This window comes from Gordonia sp. UCD-TK1 (genome assembly GCF_001691435.1).
Classification (GTDB): Bacteria; Actinomycetota; Actinomycetes; order Mycobacteriales; family Mycobacteriaceae; genus Gordonia; species Gordonia hongkongensis.
In genome coordinates this window covers 192,324-214,918 of record NZ_LZMP01000013.1, presented here as the reverse complement: position 1 = coordinate 214,918, position 22,595 = coordinate 192,324, and the positions used below count along the sequence as shown (strand labels likewise).

The 22,595-nt window shown below is 69.2% G+C and carries 19 protein-coding genes and 1 riboswitch; of the genes, 9 read left to right on the top strand and 10 right to left on the bottom strand.

All coding sequences use genetic code 11. The features are described 5' to 3' along the window. Positions 1-39 precede the first annotated feature (39 nt). The 4 genes from A9310_RS09700 (at position 40) to A9310_RS09685 (ending at position 3,184) form a co-directional block, all read left to right on the top strand. A complete protein-coding gene (locus tag A9310_RS09700) occupies positions 40-1,092 on the top strand; it encodes a hypothetical protein (protein ID WP_083207324.1) in 1,053 nt (350 codons plus the stop codon). 62 nt (positions 1,093-1,154) lie between these two features. Next, the gene (locus tag A9310_RS09695; RefSeq protein WP_065630378.1) at positions 1,155-2,021 is read left to right on the top strand and encodes a hypothetical protein; all 867 of its coding nucleotides are present in this window, start codon (positions 1,155-1,157) and stop codon (positions 2,019-2,021) included. After that, positions 2,018-2,488, top strand: coding sequence for a nuclear transport factor 2 family protein (locus tag A9310_RS09690; RefSeq protein WP_065630377.1), 471 nt, complete (start codon positions 2,018-2,020; stop codon positions 2,486-2,488). Before A9310_RS09695 ends, A9310_RS09690 begins: the two co-directional genes overlap by 4 nt. Positions 2,489-2,497: 9 nt before the next feature. Further along, a complete protein-coding gene (locus tag A9310_RS09685; RefSeq protein WP_065630376.1) occupies positions 2,498-3,184 on the top strand; it encodes a phosphoribosyltransferase in 687 nt (228 codons plus the stop codon). An 82-nt stretch (positions 3,185-3,266) separates the two neighbouring features. Here A9310_RS09685 and A9310_RS09680 read toward each other — a convergent pair whose 3' ends face one another. From A9310_RS09680 to thiO, 6 genes are all read right to left on the bottom strand, one after another. Beyond that, on the bottom strand, positions 3,267-5,873 hold the full coding sequence (locus A9310_RS09680; RefSeq protein ID WP_139104567.1) for a LuxR C-terminal-related transcriptional regulator: 2,607 nt from the start codon (positions 5,871-5,873) through the stop codon (positions 3,267-3,269). A 127-nt stretch (positions 5,874-6,000) separates the two neighbouring features. Further along, the gene (locus tag A9310_RS09675; protein WP_065630375.1) at positions 6,001-6,747 is read right to left on the bottom strand and encodes an ABC transporter permease; all 747 of its coding nucleotides are present in this window, start codon (positions 6,745-6,747) and stop codon (positions 6,001-6,003) included. After that, the gene (locus tag A9310_RS09670) at positions 6,744-7,742 is read right to left on the bottom strand and encodes an ABC transporter ATP-binding protein (RefSeq protein WP_254661211.1); all 999 of its coding nucleotides are present in this window, start codon (positions 7,740-7,742) and stop codon (positions 6,744-6,746) included. Before A9310_RS09670 ends, A9310_RS09675 begins: the two co-directional genes overlap by 4 nt. 71 nt (positions 7,743-7,813) lie before the next feature. Continuing rightward, on the bottom strand, positions 7,814-8,602 hold the full coding sequence (locus A9310_RS09665; protein WP_065630459.1) for a thiazole synthase: 789 nt from the start codon (positions 8,600-8,602) through the stop codon (positions 7,814-7,816). A gap of 58 nt (positions 8,603-8,660) precedes the next feature. After that, entirely contained in the window at positions 8,661-8,873 is a 213-nt protein-coding gene (gene thiS / locus A9310_RS09660; protein ID WP_058249608.1) for a sulfur carrier protein ThiS, read from the bottom strand. Further along, positions 8,870-9,934: a glycine oxidase ThiO gene (gene thiO, locus A9310_RS09655; protein WP_065630458.1), complete on the bottom strand. Its 1,065-nt coding sequence runs from the start codon at positions 9,932-9,934 to the stop codon at positions 8,870-8,872. Before thiO ends, thiS begins: the two co-directional genes overlap by 4 nt. After that, a riboswitch (TPP riboswitch) is annotated at positions 9,931-10,040 on the bottom strand. (Overlaps the previous gene by 4 nt.) Before the next feature lie 48 nt (positions 10,041-10,088). Here thiO and thiE point away from each other — a divergent pair. Next, positions 10,089-10,799 carry a thiamine phosphate synthase gene (thiE, locus tag A9310_RS09650; protein WP_065630457.1) on the top strand — a complete coding sequence of 237 codons (711 nt, stop codon included), beginning with the start codon at positions 10,089-10,091 and terminating at the stop codon, positions 10,797-10,799. A gap of 316 nt (positions 10,800-11,115) precedes the next feature. Next, positions 11,116-11,499: a hypothetical protein gene (locus A9310_RS09645; protein ID WP_065630456.1), complete on the top strand. Its 384-nt coding sequence runs from the start codon at positions 11,116-11,118 to the stop codon at positions 11,497-11,499. A 4-nt stretch (positions 11,500-11,503) separates the two neighbouring features. On the opposite strand, the gene A9310_RS09640 is transcribed toward A9310_RS09645, so the two are convergent. Continuing rightward, a complete protein-coding gene (locus A9310_RS09640; protein ID WP_065630455.1) occupies positions 11,504-11,986 on the bottom strand; it encodes an NUDIX hydrolase in 483 nt (160 codons plus the stop codon). Between the two features lie 349 nt (positions 11,987-12,335). On the opposite strand from A9310_RS09640, the gene A9310_RS09635 reads away from it, so the two are divergent. From A9310_RS09635 to A9310_RS09625, 3 genes are read left to right on the top strand one after another with little or no spacing between them, the layout of a single operon-like run. Beyond that, positions 12,336-13,787, top strand: coding sequence for a hypothetical protein (locus A9310_RS09635; RefSeq protein WP_058249606.1), 1,452 nt, complete (start codon positions 12,336-12,338; stop codon positions 13,785-13,787). Beyond that, positions 13,784-14,782 (top strand): glutamate ABC transporter substrate-binding protein, encoded by a 999-nt coding sequence (locus A9310_RS09630; RefSeq protein WP_065630374.1) that lies wholly within the window; start codon positions 13,784-13,786, stop codon positions 14,780-14,782. The genes A9310_RS09635 and A9310_RS09630 overlap by 4 nt, the downstream gene beginning before the upstream one ends. Positions 14,783-14,787: 5 nt before the next feature. Beyond that, positions 14,788-17,388, top strand: coding sequence for a serine/threonine-protein kinase (locus tag A9310_RS09625; RefSeq protein WP_065630373.1), 2,601 nt, complete (start codon positions 14,788-14,790; stop codon positions 17,386-17,388). A gap of 2 nt (positions 17,389-17,390) precedes the next feature. Here the strand turns inward: A9310_RS09625 and A9310_RS09620 are convergent, their stop codons facing one another. From A9310_RS09620 to pta, 3 genes are all read right to left on the bottom strand, one after another. Further along, positions 17,391-19,040 carry an HNH endonuclease signature motif containing protein gene (locus A9310_RS09620; protein ID WP_065630372.1) on the bottom strand — a complete coding sequence of 550 codons (1,650 nt, stop codon included), beginning with the start codon at positions 19,038-19,040 and terminating at the stop codon, positions 17,391-17,393. A 154-nt stretch (positions 19,041-19,194) separates the two neighbouring features. After that, positions 19,195-20,397, bottom strand: coding sequence for an acetate kinase (locus A9310_RS09615; protein WP_065630371.1), 1,203 nt, complete (start codon positions 20,395-20,397; stop codon positions 19,195-19,197). Next, positions 20,394-22,592, bottom strand: a complete 2,199-nt coding sequence (gene pta, locus A9310_RS09610) for a phosphate acetyltransferase (RefSeq protein WP_065630370.1) — start codon at positions 22,590-22,592, stop codon at positions 20,394-20,396. Before pta ends, A9310_RS09615 begins: the two co-directional genes overlap by 4 nt. Positions 22,593-22,595: the final 3 nt, after the last annotated feature.

The following is a 22,595-nucleotide window of genomic DNA, read 5'->3' as shown; positions in this document are numbered from 1 at the left end:
GAGCCTGTCGAGGCTCATCCGGGCCGAGTTGGAGGAGGCATGCAGCTGTTCGTCATCGGCGTCATCGCCGCGTGCCTCGCCGCAGTCGCCTATGGGATGTCCACGGTCCTGCGCGCGCTCGGCGCCCGCCGCGTGGCCGAAGCCGCTGCCGACGAGGGTGAGGGCATCACCACCGAGAACGGCGCACCGACCCTCTCGTCCACGATGTCGACGCTGGTCGATCCGGCCTTCATCCTCGGCACGACGCTGGTCGTGCTCGGCTTCGCGGGTGGCGCCCTCGCTGCCCGGTTCCTACCGCTGTTCCTCTCGCAGACCATCGTGTCGGCCAACCTGGTCATCACCGCCCTGCTCGGCACGATCATCCTCAACATCGCCCTGCACACGCGCGAATGGGTCGCCATCTGGCTCGTCGTGATGTCGCTCTGCCTCCTCGGCGTTGCCTCGTCCCATCACACCGGCGGCGGGGAAGAGGTCGGATTCCACTGGGGTCTGTTCGTCGCGACGCTCGCCCTCTGCGCTCTTGCTCTGGTGGGCGTCTACAACCTCGGTCCGGCGGGCGCCATCGTCGGCGGCGCATCGGCGGGTCTGCTGTTCGGCATCATCGCCATCGCCGTGCGCATTCTCGACGGAGTCCAGCCGTTCGATCCCGTGGCGCTGCTGACCGATCCCGCCGCCTGGACCATCGCCGCCGCGGGCGCGGCGGGCTTCTACGTCCAGACCGTCGCCCTGCAGCTCGGCGCCGTGAACGGGGTGACTGCGGTGCTCGTGGTCGGCGAGACGGCCGGCCCGAGCCTGGTCGGGGTCGTCTTCCTCGATGACACGGCCAAACCCGGACTCGGCTGGCTGGCCATCCTCGGTTTCGTCGGCGCCGTCGTCGGTGCCGTACTGGTCGCCTGGTATGGCTCGGTCGACCCGGATCACCTCGGCGAGGCGCCGCCGATGAAGGGCGGGTGGCGCCGTGGCCGCGAGGAACCCACGTCCGACGAGGAGCACGAAGCGTCCGCGGCAGACGCCGATCCCGAGGTCGCGGATGCCGATCTGTGGACGACCGACGACCCCGTCTTCGAGAGCCGGGACTCCCGGCGCACCTGACGCTCCCGCTCTCGTCGTCGCAGGTGGTTGACACCCGCCCCGCTGATGGAGAGGGTGGGTTGATGACATCGACCAGCACGGGCTCCGCTGCCCGGCTCGCCTACGAAACCCTCGAACCCTTCCACATCCTGGCCTACTTCAACCCGGGACTGAAAGGCGCGCAGGCAGACACCGGGCTCGATCCCTACGCCTTCTACGTCGGTGCGCGCGGAGCGCCGTTCGGTCCGTGCGCGGCCTCGGTCGTCGCCTCCGCCTTCTACAACTTCAACCACGAACTCATCGCGAAGGGCTGGACGGCCGCCGTCGACGCCGGGCTCGACCGGGTCCACGAACGACGCAATCAGATGCTCGACGACTCGCTGCGAGAGATCCTCGGCGAGTCCATCGACGACTCCCTCCTCGACGAACTCGCCTCCGCCTATTACGATCTGGCCGCCCGACTACCCCTCGGCGGACGCCCGCTCGCTGCCGCGTGGTCGACGGCCCCGCGACCGGACACCGCGCGCCTACGGCTGTGGCACGCCATCGCGATTCTCCGAGAGTGGCGCGGCGACAACCACATCGCCGCTCTCGCCCTCAACGGTCTGAACGGCTTCGACGCGGCCGTCTTCCACGAGTCGCAGCTTCCCGACCCCACGGTTCGTCGTCGCACCCTGGGCAAGCGCATCGTGCTGATGACCCGCGGCTGGTCCGAACAGGACTGGCAGGACAGCGTCGATCGCCTGGTCGACGCCGGGCTGGCCGAGCGCGTTGAGGACGGGCACCGTCTCACCGCTTCCGGCGCGGCGACCTACGACGACATCGAGGCCACCACCGATGCTGTCGGAGAAGCCATCTGGGCCGGCACCGACGACCTCCTCACCCGGACGAGACCGGTCGTGAAAGCCGTCATCGATGCCGGAATCCTGCCGGGAACGAGGACGAAGTGAGCGCGCCCGCCGGCGGCTTCGAGGACCTGCGGGCGATCGAGAGCCTCAAGTATCGCTACCTGCGATCTCTCGACACCAAGGACTGGACGGCGTTCGAGTCGACGCTCACCGAGGACGTCACCGGTAACTACGGTGAGAGCCTGGCCTTCTCGAATCGGAACGAGCTGGTCGGATACATGCGCGAGAACGTCGGTCCCGCAGTCATCACCGAACATCGTGTCGCACACCCGGAGATCGAGATCGACGGGGACACCGCACGCGGACGCTGGTACCTGCAGGACCGGGTCATCGTCGCCGAGTTCTCCTTCATGCTCATCGGGGCGGCGTTCTACGACGACACCTACCGCCGCACCGCAGACGGATGGCGGATCAGCAGCACCGGTTATGACCGCACGTACGAGGCCACCGTCGGGCTCGCCGACGTGCCGAGCTTCGCACTGAAGGTCGGTCCCGCAGTGCAGGTCTGAGGCCTGCCCATGCGCGCCCGCATCTTCGCCGACCGCCGCGAGGCGGGTCGGTTGCTGGGTGCGCGGGTCGTCGAAGTCCGGTACGGCGCCGGCATTCCGGAGGCCGGTACAACAGAACCTGTTGTCCTGGGACTCGCGCGCGGCGGGGTTCCGGTCGCCCGCGAGGTCGCCGACGCCATCGCGGCGTCGACAGGCAGGTGCGCGATGGACGTGCTGGTGGTGCGCAAGATCGGGGCGCCCGGCCACGAAGAGTTCGCCATGGGCGCGCTCACCGCGCACCACCTGGTGGTCAACGACGACATACCGCGTCGACTCGGGGTGTCCCGCAGCGAGTTCCACGAGGCCGCCGATCGACAGCGGCGCATCCTCGACAACCGCGAACGACGTTACCGCGGCGGACGTCCCAGCACCGAGCTCGGCGGCCGGACGGTCATCCTGGTCGACGACGGTCTCGCCACCGGGTCGAGCATGGCCGTCGCGGTCGACTCCGTCCGGTCCGCCGGCGCCACCCACGTGGTGGTGGCGGTACCCACGGCACCCTCCGATTCGATTCAGCGACTGCGGGATCGGGGCGCCGACGACGTGATCGTCCTCGTGACGCCGGAACCGTTCCGGGCCGTCGGCCTGTCCTACGGCGACTTCACTCAGGTGGACGACGACGAGGTGATCGCGGCCCTCAGCCGGCCGGGCGACTGAGCCGTCGAAGACCCACTGAGAACCACCCGTCCGAGCGGCACCGGCGAGCTGTCGTCGACTGTCCGTTTCCTGCGGGTGGTTTTCAGCCGGGCTTTCGCTGGTCTTTGAGGAGTAGCTCAGCAAGCTCGGCACGGTCACCCACATCCAGCTTGGTGTAGGCGCGGAACAGATGACCTTCGACGGTGCGGACCGAGACGGTGAGTCGCTGCGCGATGTCCTTGTTGGACAGGCCCGCCGCAGCGAGGTTGGCGATCTCCCGCTCGCGCGACGTCAACGGCAACGGTTGCGCGGCCGAGATCAGCGCCGGCGTCCGCAGGCCACCGCACTGCGACGCGAGTCGGTTCGCCACCGCGGCCGACGCCACGGTCGCGGACCGTCTGCCCGCCGCGTCGTGCAGGACACTGGCCTGCGCGGCCGCGTCCGCGGCGGACAGGCACACCCCGGAGTCCTCGAACGCCGTCGAGCACAGATCGAGTTCGACCGCATCGCCGTCGCGGAGCGCCGCGGCGTGGCGCGCGTACAGATCCGAGAGCGGACCGTCGACGCGCTCGGCCAGTTCGGTGAGCCGGTCGGCGACGCCGCCGTCCCCGAACCGGGCGGCGGTGTGCAGGGCCTCGGCCTCCACCGCGAACTGACCGGCGGCACGGGCGGATGCGGCCGCGGAGTGCGCGAGTTCGACGGCGGGCGTGACGGTTCCGGCGGCCGCCGACTGCCAGGCCGCCGCGATGGCGAGCATGGGCCCGAAGACGGCCACATGCTTGCCGGAACGTTTCCGCGCCTTGGCCAGCGCGGCCGCGGCACGATCGGCCTGTCCCAGCGCACTCAGGGCCTGCACCAGGAAGATGTGGGCCGGGAAGTTCCACGACTCGGAGAACCGGCCACTGTCGAGGATGGCGAGGGTCTGCTCCATCCGCCGGGTCACCGAGGCGCACGATCCGCGGGCGAGTTCGACTGCGGCGACGAGTATTCCGGACATCGCCCAGCCCAGGTACTGCGCGGTCTGCGCGGCGGACACGAAACGCCCCGCGGCACCGTCCGCGTCGTCGAGTCGGCCGGTGAGGGTCAGCGCGAGGGTCTCGCCGAAACCGGTGGGGAACCGGAGCAATCCGTCCACCTCGACCTCGCGCGAGTGTTCGGCCAGCGCCCCGACCTCCGCTCCCCGACCGGCGACCGCACGGGCGAGGCTGCCACCGAAGACCGCCCACTCCACCGCCCACGGCAGCGCCCTGGATTCGGCGAGGACGGTGTCGGACAGCGTGATCGCCTCGTCGATCCGGTTCTCGAAGAGGGCGCACGCCGAGGCGATCCCGGTGACGATCGGCGTGAGTGCCGGGTGGGTGACCCGCTCGGTCAGCAACCGCAGGATCTCGTCGGCCCGATCGGCGTCGCCCAGAGCCCAGAACGTGTTGCCGATGATCGAATTGCCCCACAGCACGAGTCGACCCTCGTCGAGATCGTCGGGCGAGAAGCGGGACAGGATGTCCCGCGCCTCGTCCGGATGCCCCTGCCACATGACCGCCCGCGCGAGCAACTCGGCCTCCTCGAGTCCACCGCCCTCGTCGAGCGCCGCCCGCGCGAATCGTTCGCCGAGCGGCGTCTGCGCGAGGTTCAGGGCATCGCGGGCGGCGGTCCGTACCAGCGCGAGGTCGATCTCCACGTCGCTCTCGATCGCGAGATCGGCGAGCCGAATCCGCTCGGCCGGGGTGTTCGTGGGCCGTGACTGCAACGCCTCGACGAGCCGGCCGCGCAGCCGCCGCGACGACACGAGACCCAGGCGGCGCCGGATCACCTCACCGAACAGCGGATGGTGGAAGGCGATGTCGAGACGCCGCCCGTCGCGGGTGATGCGCACCAGCCCGGCGATCTCCGCCTCTTCGACGGCTTCTTCGCCGGCGAGCTCGGCGAGGACGTCGATGTCGAGGGGTTCGCACAGACTGAGGTATTTGAGGGCCCCGAGAACCGGCGCGTCGAGTTGCTCGATCCGCCCCTCGAGCAGCGATGCGAGCTCCGAGGTGATGGCGGCGCGTCCGCGTAGCTGCCACACGCCGTTGACCTGCCGCAGCGTGTCGGCCTGCCGCGCACCGTCGACGAGATGCCGTAGGAACAGGGCGTTCCCACCGGAGGCCTCCCACATGAGATCGGCCGAATGCTCCTCGAGCTGCCCGCCGAGCACCGACTCGATGAGGTCGACGCTCTGCTCTTTGGTGAACGGCGACAACGTGATCCGCGTGAGGTGATTGTCCTTCCACAGCGAGGTCACCGCATCCGGGACGGTCTCGCCGCTGCGGACCGTCGCGACGATGTGCACCGCACGGTCGATCGCGAGCTGATGCAGCAGCGTCGCCGACAGTTCGTCGAGCAGGTGGGCGTCGTCGACCCCGATCACGACATCGCCGTCGGCGAGGAGCGATTCACGGGCCGCCGCAAGGTAGGTGACCGGATCGCTCGACGTCGCCGGACCGACGAGATGCGCGAACACACCGAGCGGGATCGAGCGCGCGGACTCGGTGCCCGCCACCCAGCGCACCCCGGTCGGCAACTCGGCGGTGACGTGCCGGGCGAGGGTCGTCTTGCCCACGCCGGAGTCACCGGTCAGGACCACCCCACAGCCGGTCGTCTCACCCCTGAGGGCCGCCTGGATCGTGCGGAACTCCCGATCGCGCTCGACGAGCGGCCAATTCGAGGACATAACCGCGAATTTTAGTCTGCCGGGCCCTACAATGGGCCGCCCGGAAGCACCAATGTGGTCCGACCGGATGGCCCTGTCGACACGCGGCTAATCCCGGATTTGACATCGGCGGAAGAAAATCCGCGAACTACGCATCCCGGGCATTGGTCACGGCCACTGCCGCCGCCAGCAACACGATCGTGAAGCCCGCGAAGTAGGCCAACGAACCGTAGGCGTTCCAGTGGAACGTGTCGCTCCCGCCGGCGAGGAAGTTCCACCCGTTCAGGAACGGCAAGAACGACACGATGTGCTCGCCCACCCGCGGGAGCACCGACACGATGCGCTCGAGGGCCAGCATCCAGACGAGCACGATCGCCACCGCACCGGCCGAATGCCGCACCAACGCACCCACCGCGAGGCCGATCAGCGCGCACAGCATCGCGAAAACCGGCGTCCCCCAGAGATGCCGGACGGTCTCGGGCCCGGTGAGCGAGACTCCGACGCCGGCGAGCACCTGCGCCGCCACGACCGCGACGACGGACACGATGGCCACCACCGCGAACGAGAGTCCGCCGAACACGACCGCTTTCGCGAGGAGGACCTGGGGCCGACGCGGAATCGCCGCGAACGTCGGTCGGATCGTGCCGAAGCGGTACTCGGTGGTCACGCCCAGGATCGACATGATCGCGAGCACCGCGACCCCGAACTGGTTGACGCCGAGCAGGAAGTCGTCGGTCAGGGTGTCGGTCTCACCGGGACTGCCGTAGGAACCGCCGGCGATGGCGCCGAGCAGCACCGCGAAGCCCAGGCCCAGCACCACGACGACGCCGAGGCACCAATACGGCGACCGGGTGCTGGCGAGTTTGATCCGTTCGGCGTTGATCGCGGCGATCACCGGTTCACTCCCCCGTGGTTCCCGACGGCCCGGTTGTGGGCGTCGGGGTTGTGGACGTCGGGGTTGTGGACGGCGCGGTTGTCGACGGCGGTGTAGTCGACGGCGTGCGCCGTCATCGACATGAAGACCTCTTCCAGTGACGCCGACTCGGCGGCGAGTTCGTGCAGGGTGATGCCCGCGGCGGCGGCGAGGTCGCCGACCCGATCGGTCGTGGTGTCCGGCACGCGCATCACCGGGCGCCCGTGGGCATCCGGGTCACCCGGCGCGGGATTCAGCCCCGCCGCCGCGAGCGCGGCGTGCAACTGTTCGAGCTGCGGGCCGCGCACCCGCACCGACTGCCGGGCCCGCCCGGTGAACTCCGCCACCGAACAGTCGGCGATCAGCCGGCCCCGCCCGATGACGACGAGATGGTCTGCGGTGAGCGACATCTCGGTGAGCAGATGGCTCGACACGAGTACCGTCCGCCCTTCAACGGCGAGCTTACGCATGAACCCGCGGATCCACACGATGCCCTCCGGGTCGAGGCCGTTGACCGGCTCGTCGAAGAGCAGCGTGTGCGGGTCGCCGATCAGGGCACCCGCCAGCCCGAGCCGCTGCGACATGCCGAGCGAGAACCCGCCGGCGCGCTTCTTGGCCACCGAGGTGAGCCCGACCGTCTCGAGCACCTCGTCGACGCGGGCGGCCGGAATCCGGTTGCTCGCCGCGAGCCACCGCAGGTGTGACCGCGCACTGCGATTGGGATGCACCCACCGGGCGTCGAGCAGCGCACCGACCTGTCGCAGCGGATGTTCGAGGTCCCGGTAGCGCTGCCCGTTGATCGTCGCCGTGCCCGATGTCGGGCGGTCGAGTCCGAGCATCATCCGCATGGTCGTCGACTTGCCCGCACCGTTGGGCCCCAGGAAACCGGTGACCCGTCCCGGACCCACCTCGAAGGTGAGGTCGTCGACCGCGCGTTGACCGCCGAAGTCCTTCGTCAGATTCGCTACCTGCAACACGACTCGACCATAGCCGCCGAACCCCGAGCGGCCCGGTCTGTCATTCGGACGGCCTGCCGCGGGACCGCGCGTCAGTCCCGGTCGCGCCCGGGTGAGGACGCGTGCGCCCAGAAACGCTTGGGGATCCGGCCCGCACGCGCGGCCAGGCGGCCCGCGGTCACCGCGTGCCGCATCGCCGTCGCCATCAGTTCAGGGTTCTCCGCCCGGGTCACGGCGGTGGCCAGAAGCACGCCGTCGCAACCGAGTTCCATCGCCAGGGCCGCGTCGCTCGCCGTGCCGATGCCCGCGTCGAGGATGACCGGCAGCGGGTCGTCGAAGCGGGTGTGACAGTCGTCGACGATCATCTCGATGTTGTGCGGGTTGAGGATTCCGAGTCCGGTCCCGATGGGCGACCCGAGGGGCATCACCGCCGCGACACCGAGATCGGCGAGTCGCGCGGCCAGGACCGGATCGTCGTTCGTGTAGGCCAGCACCACGAAGCCGTCCGCGACCAGTCCGGCCGCGGCGTCGACGAGTTCGATGGCGTCGGGCATCAGGGTGCGTTCGTCGGCGACCACCTCGAGCTTCACCCAGTCGGTCTCGAACGCCTCGCGCGCCAGCTGGGCGGTCAGGACCGCCTCGGCGGTGGTGTGACAGCCCGCGGTGTTGGGCAGGACGGCGATGTCGAGCCGGCGCAGCAGATCGAAGACCCCGGTGCCCGAGGCCGCGTCGACGCGCCGAACCGCGACGGTGGTCAGCTCGGTCCCCGACGCGACCAGCGCGCGTTCCAGGGTCGCGAGATTCGACGCGCCGCCGGTGCCGGTGATGAGTCGCGACGAGAAGTCGCGACCGGCGATGCGCAGATGGTCCGCATCCGGGATCGTCTCGTCGCCGGACCTCTGCTCGGTCCGCGAGGCGTCGGGCTTCAGATCGGCGAGCTCAGCCACCCTGCACCGCCGTGACGATCTCGACGACGGCACCGTCGGTCATCGTGTGCCGGTCCCAGCGGCCGCGCGGGACGACCGCGCCGTCCACCGCGACCGCTATCCCCCGGTCCGGCAACCCCAGCCCGGTGACGACGTCGCGCACCGACGTGTCGGCTCCGACGTCGACGCTCTTGCCGTTGACGGTGATGCTGGCGGTGATACTCATTCCTCTGCTCCTTCCAGAATCGACAACACGCGGGCGGCGGTGCCCGGGGCGAGGACGATCCCGTTGCGCCCGTGCCCGGTCGCCACGACCGTTCGTGTGTCCACACGGGTGACGATCGGCAATCCGTCCGCGGTGCACGGCCGCAGACCCGCCCCTGCTTCGGTCAGTTCGTAGGTCCGCAGCCCGGGGAAGACCTCGATCGCGTCGGCGAGCAGATCCGCGACCCCGCCGGCCTGCGGCGCGCGGTCGGCAATCCCCTCGGCCTCGTACTGGGTGGCGCCGACGACGACTCCGTCCTCGCGCGGCACCAGGTACACGGCCCGCCCGTGGAGACGTGCCCGGACGACGTGGCCGGGCGGCGGCACCGACCAGCGAGTACGGCGAAGGCGGAGGATCTCCCCCTTCGCCGCATGCAGGTCCACACCCGGCCAGAGGGCCGCGGTGCCGAGTCCAGCGGCGAGCAGGATCTGGGTGTCGGAACCGAGGTCGTCGAGGTCGGCCAGGGATTCGACGCGCGCGGAGACCAACTCGGCACCCGCCGACGTCGCGGCGGCGCGCAACGCCTCGAGCAGCCGCCGGTTGTCGACGGACCACTCGCCGACCGCGCGGTAGCCACCGACCAGTCGAGAGCTCAGCGACGGTTCCAGGGTCCGGATGTCGCGGCCGGTCACCGACTGCAGCGCGGCATCGGTGGCGGGCTGCCCGGCCCAGACGAAGTCGGCGAGATGCCGCAGGTACTCGATGTCGGTGGCCGAGGCCGCGACGAACAGCGAGTCGGTGGCGGTGACGACACCCGGGTCGTCGAGCCGCTTCACGAGCGCCGGCCACAGCCGGACCGACTCGACCGACAGGGCCAGGGACGCGTCCTCGCCGGGATGACCCTCGCCGAGTGAACCGAGCATGCCGCCGGCGACCCAGGACGCGCGCTCCTCGGTGCCGGCGTCGAGGACGCGAACCCGCCATCCGGCGTCGGCCGCGGTGAGCGCACAGGTCAGCCCGATGACACCGCCCCCGACGACCGTCAGGGCGCGGTGGGCAGGGCGCTGCGGTGGGGAATCCACGTTGGGAATCACCTTCCTTCGCCGGAATGACCCGGATCAGGTTCGACGGTCAGCGGATTCTGTCCGCACTCTCAGCCCGGCCGATCCGGACTCCCGTGTGTTCGTGCGATCCACCCTACGCCGGGGCGTCGGGGGTCCGGTTAGCCTGGTCGGCGTGACGACCCCGAACCGCACCAGCTCCGCGTCGACGGACCCCGGCTCCGCGACGGACCGTCGCCGGCGGCTCTCCACGGCCCGCCTGTACCTGTGCACCGACGCCCGGCGCGAACGCGGTGACCTGCTCGACTTCGTCGACGCGGCGCTCGCGGGCGGCGTCGACATCGTGCAGCTGCGCGACAAGAACTCGCCGGGTGAGCGCGAGTTCGGGACCCTGGAGGCGGGCGAGGAACTCGAGATCCTCGCGGGCATGCGGAAGGTCGCCGACGCGCATGGCGCCCTGCTTGCGGTCAACGACCGGGCCGACGTCGCGGCGCTCTCCGGGGCCGATGTCCTGCACGTCGGACAGGGCGACCTGTCGCCGTCGGCGGCCCGCCGGATCGTCGGACCGGACGTCCTCATCGGCGCCTCGACCCACGACCCCGAGCAGGCTGCCGCCGCGATCGCCGACGACGACGTCGACTACTTCTGCGTCGGTCCGTGCTGGACCACGCCCACCAAACCGGGCCGCGCCGCCGCCGGCCTCGACCTCGTGTCCTCAACGGCCGCAACACAATCAGCCAAGCCGTGGTTCGCCATCGGCGGGATCGACGCCGGCCGCGTCGGGGAGGTCACCGCGCTCGGGGCGCGGCGCATCGTCGTCGTGCGGGCCATCACCGCGGCTGCCGACCCGGCCGCCGCAGCCACCGACCTCGCCGGGATGCTGTAGCGGTTCGCCTGGCGGAAACACGTTTGCCCGGTCGGTGTCGCGGGTCTATGGTGGACCGATAATGTTGTGCATCACGAGCGTTCTCGTAACCCGCCGCAGCGGGGTCTGAATCTGACCGACCCCCCGCTGCGGGTCGGTTGCGCTCTCCAGTCGGTCATCCGTTCTTCGACCGAAATCGGTTTTCGAGATGCACCCTTTTCATCTACCTCGTCGATCCTGTTCGTGGACCGAGCGCGACGACCGGCACGGCGGCGACCACTTCGCCGCACGTTTCGGCCGCCCGCTTCCCCCCGGGATGCACGAGGAGGCCGCCGGGATGACCTGGCAGGAATTCACCGACGAGTACTCCCGTGGCGGCACGATCCGGCTGGGCTCCTTCTCTGCCGTCCCGTGCTCGGGCGACCTGGTCGAGTGCCGCGCGACGCTCGCGATCGCCGACCGCATCATGTCCCGCAGCGCCGTCGCCGCCGGCCCCGTCGGTGCGATGACCTCGATCCTCTACGACGTCGGCGCCCCGGTTCAGATCGTCCGGCTGCACCAGCGGGTCGTCGACGGCATGGTCACGACGTTCCTGCTGTGCGAGCACGACGGCCGGCAGGCCTGGGCCGTCGGTGAGGGCGCGAGCAGCGACGAGGCGAACGTCCACGCGCTGGTCGCCGGGGCGAACCGACTGCTGGAGTCCGACCGCGCCGGGGTGTGAGGGCTCAGCTCTGGGGATCCAACATCGCGATCCGCTCGCGGAGAACGGGCCACGCGAGTCCGAACGCGGGATGCAGCGGGAGTTGATCGACGCGCTTCTCGTCGACCCATCGCAGTTCCGTGGATTCGAAGTTGGCGACCGTGCGGACCGGCGAGTCGGTCTCGGCGATGACGGTGGTGTAGGTCCACCCGCCGGGCGCTTCATGGGTGACGACCGCGGCGACGACGCGAAGGTCGTCGGCGGTGATGCCGGCTTCTTCCTCGGCCTCACGGATCGCGGTGTCGATGGCGCCCTCGTGTGAGTCGCGGGCCCCTCCTGGCAACGCCCACGTACCGCCCTGATGCGACCAGGCCGCGCGGTGCTGGAGAAGTACGCCGGTGGTTCCCTCCGGCAGCGGCGCCCGCAGCAGCAGACCTGCCGCGCCGTGGATACCCCAGTATCGAGAACCGTCGGGATCGATCACCCAGCCGTCGCCGTCGCCGCGCACCACGCCTCCTCGCAACCCGGTCGCCCCGACCGGGTGCCTCCACCGTAAGTGAGATGCGCAACACCTGCCAGGGAGACCGCGAAGCCCTCTCATCGCGGCGCGGAACCACGAGGTGCGTCGGCGAGCACCCCGGCACGCGCGAACCGCCGAGGTCGGCGGCGCGGCGCCGATCGACTCGGGAGGAACCCGGCACGATGACATAGGGTGAAACACGCACGACCCGGTGAACGATGACCCAGATGACACAACCCCTGACGTTGATCGCCCGGTCACGCGAATCCGGAACGGGGAACCGGTGACCGTAGGACCGCACCGGAGACGATCCAGCGTTCGAGAAGGGATCAGGTAGGTGACCGGCGACGCGTCCTCCGTGCGGACGGCGCTGACGCGTGGCGGTCGCACGATCCGTCCGGCGCAGGCCTCGCCCCCGATCCGCCAGGTGCTCGCCGACCGACGCGAACTCGTCGCCACCGCCCGGGAACGCGCCCAGTCCCCGTTCCAGACCCTGCGCCACTTCGCCGTCACGACCCCGGGCAAGCTGATCATCATCTGCGGAATCCTGGCGCTCGGCTGTCTGAGCACCGGCCTGTACGCATCAACGGTCCTGGAAGACCGCACCCAGACTCTGCAGCGCCTCATCGATCGGACCGAACCGCTCGCCGAGGCCGCGCAGGTTCTCTACAGCTCGCTGTCGATCGCCGACGCGTCGGCGAACGCGGCGTTCATCTCCGGCGGACTGGAGACCCCCGATCTGCGGCAGCGCTACTCCGACGCGCTGGCGACGGCGTCGTCGTCGCTGATCCTGGCCACCGGCACCTCCAGCGAACCCGGTTCCGGCATGGTGTCGGACCGGGCCGAGCAGGCGGTCAGCGCCGATCTCGAGACCCTGTCCACCTCGATCCCGGTCTACAGCGGACTCATCGAGACGGCGCGGACGAACAACCGGCTCGGCAACCCGGTGGGGTCGGCGTATCTCGGCCAGGCGTCGTCGATGATGCAGGACCAGATCCTTCCGGCCGCCCAGCGCCTCTACGAACGGCGATCGATGGCCATCGCCGACCCCCAGCAAACCCTCACCCGTCCACCCTGGACCGTGTACGCGCCGCTGCTATTCCTGCTCGCCGCGCTTGTCCTGACGTCGCGCTACCTGGCGCGGCGGACCCGGCGGCGGTTCAACATCGGCATCGTGGCGGCCATCTTCGCCCTCAGCGTCGGGACCCTGTGGTTGCTCGCCTCCGGTCTGATGTCGGTGGCCGCCACCAGCGACGCCCGCACCGAGGGCGCCGACCCGCTCCGCGACCTGACCGCCGCCCGGATCCTCACCCAGCAGGCGCGGTCGGCCGAGACGCTCTCGCTCATCCGCCGCGGTGATCAGGGCGGTCTCGAGCGCAGCTTCTCCGCGGCGACCAGCGAGATCGGCAACATCGTCGACGACGTCCGCGAGGGCACCGAAGACGGCGACAGCGCGGTCACCGGCGAACAACTGGACACGGTCACGGCGGCGCTGACCGAGTGGCGCCGCACCGACGCCGCGGTCCGCCGCTACATCCAGACCGGCAACTTCGGTCTCGCGCGCCTGCACACCGTCGGCGACGGACCGGACAGTTCGGCGCGCGCCTACACCGCGGTCGACACCGCGCTGGTCGATGCGATCACGACTGCGCGGAACTCCTTCCGGGACGACATCAACACCGCGCAACGGGTCCTCGGGTTCACCGGCACCGGCATCCTGCTGCTCACCGTCTTCGCCGGCGTCGCGGTCGTGGGCGGTCTCATCCCGCGCATCCGGGAGTACCGATGACGACCGTTCCCTCGCCTCGCCGCCTGCTGACCGTCGTGGTCCTGCTCGCGCTCACCGGCCTCGTCGCCACCGGGTGCGTGCGTTTCCCCGCACCCGAATCACCCCCACCGACGGCGACCGCCGGGCAACCGATGCTGCCCGGCGTCCAGGTCGACGTGCCCGTCGAACCGCCGCCGAGTTCCGAGGCCTGCAACGCGACCCTGACCCTGCGGCCGCCCGCCCAGATGCCGCCCCCTGCTCAGATGCCGATCAATTCGACGATGGCCGGCATCCTCGAGCGGGGTCGGCTGATCGTCGGGCTCGACATCGGGTCCAACCTGTTCAGCTTCCGCGACCCGATCACCGGCGACATCCAGGGCTTCGACGTGGACATCGCGCACGAGATCGCCGGCGCCATCTTCGGAGACGACCGCCGCGTCGAGTTCCAGGTGCTGAGTTCCGCCCAGCGGATCGACGCCCTGCGGGACATGACGGTCGATCTGGTGATCAAGACGATGAGCATCACCTGCGACCGGTTGCGCGACATCAGTTTCTCGGCCCCCTATTACGTCGCGTCCCAGCGCATCCTGTCGTTCCGGAACTCCAACGTGACCGGTCCGGCGCAGCTCGCCGACAAGCGGGTCTGCGCCGCGCGCGGGACCACCTCGATCGGTCGTATCCAGGCCATCCAGCCCCGAGCCAAGATCGTCAGCACGACGACCTGGGCCGATTGCCTGGTCCTGATGCAGCAGGGTCAGATCGACGCGGCGACCACCGACGACGCGATCCTCGCCGGTCTCGCCGCACAGGATCCGTGGTTGCGGGTCGTCGGTCCCAGCCTCGGCGAGGAGTTCTACGGCGTCGGGATTCCCAAGGGCCAGGACGATATGATCCGGTTCGTCAACGGCGTGCTCGAGCGCATCCGGGTGACCGGCCGATGGCAGGAGATCCGGGACCGGTGGCTGTCCATCCTCGACAGTGGGTACGGCGCTCCCCAGCCGTATTACCGGGACTGATGCCCATGGACGACGCGGCCCGGAACGGGCACGACACAGACGACGTCACCCACGGCGACCGGGGCGACGACCTCGGCACCCAGCGGGTCTCGCTCGACGCCCTGCTCGGCGACGACGACGCCGACCTCGACGGTCCCGGCCCGGGCGGTGGCCGTCCCGGTGGTGAGGACGCCGAGACGACCGCGAAGGTGGTCGACGTCGGCACCCAGCGGGCCGACCTGGCGGCGCTGACCGAGGGCCCTGACGACATGGCCGACACCACCGACCCCCGGCCCGGCCGACGCACCGACCCGGATGTCGGAACCCAGGCCGTCGCTCCGGTGTTCACCGTCGGGGTCGACCCCGACGACCGGACCGACCGCGTCGAACGGCAGCGTCCCGCCGTGCCCCACCCGGAACCCGACTCCGGTCCGCTCGGCCGGCGTCTGGTTCCGCGGCGTCGGCCGCCGGTGCACGAGCGACGGCTCGGCAGCGGCCTGGTCGAGATGCCGAAGATCACCGACATCGAACCCGAGGACGCCGTCATCGACGACCCGGTGATCGCCGACAGCAAGCGGTTCTGCTGGCGCTGCGGCAAACCCGTCGGTCGAGCCGAGGGCGAGGGCGCCGGTCCCCCGACCGGCGACTGCGGCAACTGCGGCGCCCGGTACTCCTTCGTCCCGGGACTGGCTCCCGGAACATTGGTCGCCGACCAGTACGAGATCGCCGGCGCCATCGCCCACGGCGGCCTCGGCTGGATCTACCTGGCCATCGACCGCAACGTGAGCGACCGGCCCGTCGTCCTCAAAGGCCTGCTGAATTCCTCGGATTCGGAGGCGCAGCGCGTCGCGGTCGCGGAACGGCAGTTCCTGGCCTCGGTCAACCATCCCGGGATCGTCAAGATCTACAACTTCGTCGAGCACGTCGACGACGATGACCGCTTCGGCTACATCGTGATGGAGTACATCGGCGGCCAGACGCTCAAACAGATCACCGCGGGCGATCCGGACAACTCCCTGCTGTCGGTGGAGCAGGGCCTGGCCTACATCCTGGAAGTGCTTCTCGCCGTGGGCTATCTGCACTCGGTCGGCCTGGTCTACAACGACGTCAAACCCGAGAACATCATGGTCGGCAGTGACGAGGTGAAGCTGATCGACCTCGGTGCGGTCTCGCCGATCAACGGCTACGGGCACCTGTACGGCACGCCCGGGTTCCAGGCACCGGAGATCGTGAAGACCGGGCCGCAGATCGCGACCGACATCTACAGCATCGGGCGCACCCTAGCGGTCCTGACCGTGCCGATGGAGATGCGGAACGGACGCTACGTCGACGGCCTGCCCGCCGCGTCGAAGACGCCTGTCTTCCGGAACAATCCGTCGTACTACCGCCTCCTGCAACGCGCCACCGCCCCCGACCCCGCCGATCGGTTCGTCTCCGCGGAGGAGATGAGCACCCAGGTGCTGAACGTGTTGCGCGAGACGGTCGCCGTGCACACGGGGGTCCCGCGGCCCGCGCTGTCCACGGTCTTCACGCCGCAGCGCTCGACGTTCGGCACCGACCTGATGCTCGCGCCGGTCGACGGCTTCTTCGACCCCGATCAGGCGGCGTTCTACGATCCGGTGGATATCGCCAACGCCCTGCCCGTTCCGCTGGTCAACCCACTCGACCCGGCGGCGAGTCTGCTCACCTCGGCGGCGCTGTCGGACCCGCGACAGACCCTGGATTCCATCAACACCGCCCGGGCAGAGGGTTTCGCCTCGCTCTTCGGCGGCCGGCCGGTCAAGAACGCCCACCCGTCGCGGGAGATCGATCTCGCCGAGGCCCGCGCGCATCTGCAGCTCGACGACGTCGACACCGCACTCGCCCTTCTGCAGGAAGTCCGTGCCCACCACGGTGATTCGTGGCGGGTCGAGTGGTACATGGGCATCTGCGCGTTGATGAACGACGAACCCGAACTGGCCTATGAACGCTTCGACGAGGTCCTCGGTGCGATGCCGGGCGAGGTCGCGCCCAAGCTCGCCGTCGCCGGTACGGCCGAACTCATCGGCCGTTGGCTGGCCGACGAGAAGGGCCCGGCGAAGTCTGCCGAGAAGATCTCCAAACTGTATGACGTTGCGCAGCACCACTATCACGATCTGTGGTTGACCGATCACAGCATCGTGACCGCCGCGTTCGGTCTGGCCCGGCTCGCCGTGGCGGCCGGTGACATCGACGCCGCGATCCAACCGCTCGACGAGGTCCCGGCCACCAGCCGCCACTTCAACACCGCGCGCGCGACGGCGATCATCGCGCTCGTGCACGGGCGACCCACCTCGCAGGTGACCCGCGAGCAGATCGTCGAGGCCGCACGACGTCTCGAGCAGATCCCGGACACCGAACCACGCAAGGCCCGGATGCTGCTCATAGTGCTGGGCACCGCGCTGGGCTGGATTCACGACAATCCCGACGACGCCAAGCAGGACAACGAACCCTCGACGCTGCTCGGTTTCCCGTTCACCGAGTACGGCATTCGCACCGGCACCGAACGTTCGCTGCGCCAGCTGGCCCGCCTGACCCGCACCAACCGGGACCACCGGTTCATGCTCGTCGACCTCGCCAACTACGTCCGGCCGAATACGTTGTTCTAGGGCTATCCGAAGAACGTCCCTGCTGCGTTGCGCACGAGAGGGTCTTCGCCCAAAAGCTCCGCGAGGTGGGCCTCGACCGGTGACGGACGGGTGCTGCGACGCACGCGCAGTGGCGGTCGGACGTCGATGACGTGGCTGACCTTCAGGCGCAGTTCATCGCGGTTTCGGTTGTCTGGGCGTGGGTGATCGCCGGACCGCGGTGCTGGCCCGTGGATCTCGTCGCGCACGGTGTTCAGGTGTTCTGCGAACCGCCGCGGTATGTCGGGTCGGCGGTTCAGGCGACCGGGATTGGGTGGGGCGCCGGGTTCAGCGTTCAATCGCCAGACGCAGCGGCCTTCATCAGGTCCAGAGCGCTCGATGTGCGTGGTGTACTGGCCGGGATTGTCGCCGACCATCCGGTTGTGACGGGGACAGGCAGGGGCGAGATCATCGATGTCGGTGAGACCGCCCTTGGCCCAATCTTTGTGGGCGTGATGAAGCTCGATGTGGGTGGCGGGCTGATCGCAGCCGGGTGCCGAACACACTTCCCCGTCGGGACGGGCGAAGGAGACGAGTCGTTGTTCGCGGGTGGCCAGACGTCTGCCCCGCCCGAAGTGCAGCGGCACAGCGGTGGCGTCTTTGAAGATCGCCAACCACGGCTGGACGTCACCGGCCATCGCGATCAGGTCCCGGATGGGAAGCAGGGTGCCGGTGGCGGTGGTGGCGAGTCCGGCTTCTCGGATCAGGTCGGAGAGGTCGGCTTTGATGATCAGTTGGACGGGCAGGCCGCGGTGCGAGGTGCCGAGTGCGCCGTCGGCGAACCCCGCGGCCAGGGCGGCGTCGAGCGCGTCGTGATTCGTCTGGGCGAGAGTGCGACCGTCGCGGTCGGCCGCCGAGGCCAGGGCGTCGGGGTCGGCGGTGCCGGCCGGGCCTTGGGGCGAGGCGGGGTCGTCGGGGTTATTGAGTCCGGGTTTGCCCCACACGGCGAACATCATGGTGAGCCGGGCGGCAAGTGCGGGTGTCAGGGTGCCCGATATTCTGGCTGTCCCGTCGGCGCGTTGCCGGCCGATCCACAGGCCGCGGCGTCGTTTCTGGTCGGTGTCGTCGGCCAGGGTGCCGTCGGGGTCGAGGTGGGCGAGCAGCCGCGCGCCGAGCTGGGTGATCTCGGCAGGCGTGTGGGCTTCGGCGATCTCGGCCATCTGTCGCTCGGCGGCGACCTTGATGTCGTGTTCGACAGCATGCGGGATCTGGTCGAGGACATCGATGGCGGCCTGGACGTGCCCGGTCCCCACGGATCCGGTGGCGAAAGCTTTTGCCAGCGTAGGGTGTTCGGGTTCGAGACGGTCGCCGTTGAGGCAAGTCAGCGCGGCGGTGGCGTTCAGCTGCTTGCGTCGACGCATCGGGTTGGAGATCCGCAGCCGATGGGTCATGAACTGCATCAGAGTGCGGCAGCCGGTCTTGCGGGGCAGATCCCGAGCCTCGATTTCGGCGACTTGCCGGTCGCCGGCAAAAGTGGTTCGAGCGATCGCGCGTTCGGTGGCGGCGGCGACTTCCATCAGTTCTTCGTCGGTGCACGGGGACAAGTCAACGGTCTGCAGTTTGTCGAGGGTCGCGTGCAGCTCGGCCACCAACTCGACGGCGCGCGGTTGCGGCGTCATTGATTCGTCAGACATTGTCACCCCCCGGAGACGATTGCACGAATACATGTTCGAGCATAGCCGCTATAGCGCTGGTGTGCAACGTTTTTCGTTGTCCATTCGCACAGCGCATCTTGTCGGTGGCGCGTGGTAGGGGCAGCCGATTCTCGCACCATCCTGCGGCCGCGAATCAGCCCCCGACCACCGCCGCCGACTGCCTGGCGATGGCCAACTCCTCATTCGTCGGAACCACAAGGACCTCTACCGCACTGTCACCCGCCGAGATACGACGAGCCTCCTTGCCACGCACCGCGTTTCGCTCGTCATCGACGATGATCCCGAACCCTTCCAACCCCGCCAGCGCACGGGCGCGGACGACTGCGGAGTTCTCCCCTACACCGGCCGTGAAGGTGATGGCATCGACGCGGCCGAGGGCGAAGGCGTAGGCACCGATATAACGGCGCAGGCGGTGGATATAGACGTCGAAGGCGCGCCGGGCGGCGTCGTCACCGTTGTCCATCAGCTGGGTGATGGCACGGAAGTCGTTCTCGCCGCACAGACCTCGAAGTCCCGAACGCTTGTTGAGCAGCGTGTCGATCTCGTCGACGGACAGGTTCGCCACCCGGTGCAGATGCAGGACCAGTCCGGGGTCGAGGTCACCGCTGCGGGTGCCCATCACCAACCCTTCGAGCGGGGTCATCCCCATGGACGTGTCGATCGGCTGCCCGCCCGCGATGGCCGACGCCGACGCGCCGTTGCCCAGGTGCAGCACGATCTGGTTCAGCGACGCCGGGTCGCGGTCGAGGAACTCGGCCACCCGACCGGAGACATACTCGTGGCTGGTGCCGTGAAAACCGTAGCGGCGGATCGCATGTTCGTCCGCGACCGCACGGTCGATCGCGTATGTCGCCGACGCGTCGGGGAGACCGTGGAAGAACGCGGTGTCGAACACGGCCACCGAGGGGACGTCGGGGAGCAACTCCAGGGCCGCCAGGATGCCGACCAGGTTGGCCGGATTGTGCAGCGGCGCCAGCGGGGAGATCCGCTCGATCTCCGAGATCACCTCGGGGGTCACCACCGTCGGCTCGTAGAACGACCGGCCACCGTGCACCACCCGATGTCCGACCGCGCTCAGTCCCGCGTCGGCCAGATCGGTTCCGTTGTCGGCGAAGAAGCGTTCCGCCCGTCGGACCGCGGCGAGGTGATCGTCGAGTTCCAGTGTCTCGGTGACGGTCTCGCCGTTCTGTTCGTGTGTCATCGACGAACCGGAGTCGCCGATCCGCTCCGCGATGCCCTCCGCGATCACCGTGCCGTCCGCCGGTTGCACCAGTTGGTATTTCAGCGACGACGAGCCGGCGTTGAGCACCAGCACCGCACCCGACGCCCCGCTCATCGGGGACCCTCGGCCTCGGCGGAGGCGGCGTTCTCGGCGAGTGGGTCCACGCCCTCCTGCTGGGCCTGGATCGCGGTGATGGCGACCGTGTTCACGATGTCCGAGACGAGGGCGCCGCGACTCAGGTCGTTGATCGGCTTGTTCAAGCCCTGCAGCACCGGGCCGATCGCGACCGCCCCCGCGCTCCGCTGCACCGCCTTGTACGTGTTGTTGCCCGTGTTGAGGTCGGGAAAGATCAGCACGGTCGCACGGCCGGCCACCGGCGAGTCGGGCATCTTGGTCTTCGCCACTGAGGGTTCCACCGCGGCGTCGTACTGGATCGGCCCCTCGACCAGCAGATCGGGTTGCCGCTCGCGCACGAGTTCGGTTGCGGTCTTGACCTTCTCGACGTCGGCACCCGATCCGGACGTCCCGGTCGAGTACGACAGCATCGCGACCCGGGGATCGATACCGAAGGCCGCGGACGTCTGCGCCGAGGAGATGGCGATGTCGGCGAGCTGTTCGTCGGACGGATCCGGGACGATGGCGCAGTCTCCGTACGCGAGCACCTTATCGGCCAGGCACATGAAGAACACGCTCGACACGGTGGACACACCCGGTTTGGTCTTGATGATCTCGAAGGCCGGCCGGATCGTGTGGGCCGTGGTGTGCGACGCCCCCGACACCATCCCGTCGGCGCGCCCGGTGTGCACCATCATCGTGCCGAAATACGACACGTCACGCATCTTCTCCTGGGCCCGTTCCAGATCCATACCCTTGTGCTTGCGCAGCTCGGTGTAGATCCGGGCGAACTCGTCGAGATACTCCGACTCGGCCGGGTCGATGACCGTGACGTCGGAGAGGTCGAGTCCGAGTTCGATGGAACGCTCGCGCACCGCTTCGGGATCACCGAGCAGAGTGAGGTCGGCAACGCTGCGCCGCGCAAGCCTGTTGGCGGCCCGCAGGATCCGGTCATCGTCGCCCTCCGGTAACACGATGTGCTTTCGGTCGGCGCGCGCACGGGAGATCAGGCGGTACTCGAACATCTGCGGCGTCACCACGGTCGGCGTCGACACGTTGAGGTTGCGCATGACCTTCTCGGGGTCGACATGGGTCTCCATCATCGCCAGTGCGGCCTCGATCTTGTGTACCGAGCCCACCCCCACCTTGCCGCGCGTGTGAGCGGCGGTACGCGCGGTGTCGTAGGTGCCCTGCGGGCAGCTGATGATCGGCAGGGTCGGCTTCAACCCGCTCACCAGCGCCTCGATCATCGGGTGCGGTTTGAGTCCGCCGTTGAGGATGATGCCGGCGAGACGCGGGAAACCCTGTGCGGTGTTGGCGTTCACGAGTGCCAGGAGAACATCCGACCGGTCGGCGGGCGTGATGACCACGGTGCCGTCGGTGAGCCGCTCCAGGATGTGCTCGACGGTCATGCCACCGACCATCACCCGGAGCGCCTCGCGGTCGAGCAATTCCTCGTCACCGCTGTACATCGTCGCGCCGAGCGCCTCCTTGAGCTCCCCCATCGTGGGGGCGAAGAGCACCGGCTCCTCGGGTAGGCACAGCGCCGGAATCCCGGTGCTGCGCAACTGGTCCCGGATCTTGTCGAGGCGGTCGGGGTCGCACCGGTTGGCAACCAGGGCGACGGGGGTGGCATGGGCAGCGGTCACCTCGGCGATCAACCCCTCGGCCAGACCGTGCATCTCTTCCGGCGACCGGTCGATCGCCTTGATCGCCAACACCATCGGCGCCGACAGATTCGCGGCGATCCGGGCGTTGTAGCTCAGCTCCGACGGGGTGCCGACGTCGGTGTAATCCGAACCGACGATGACCACGCGGTCGCAGCGGGACTGGATGGCGTGGAAGCGCGCGACGATCTCGGCGACCGCACCTTCGGGATCGTTGTGCACCTCCTCGTAGGTGACACCGAGACAGTCCTCGTACGGGAGGTCGGCGGATTCGTAGTCGAGGAGGAGATCGAGGATCGGATCACGATCCTCCGCGGCCGTCCGCGAGATCGGACGGAACACTCCGACCCGCCCGCCGGTCGCCGACAGCAGGGCCAGCAACCCCAGCGCGACGATGGACTTACCGGTCTCGCCTTCGGCCGAGGCGATGTAGATGCTGGTCGTGGGGTCGGCGACGATCTGATCCGCGCTCGCGGGTCCGTCGGCGTCGGCGGTCTGGACTCTATCCGTGGCCATGCGCCCCAGCATAGT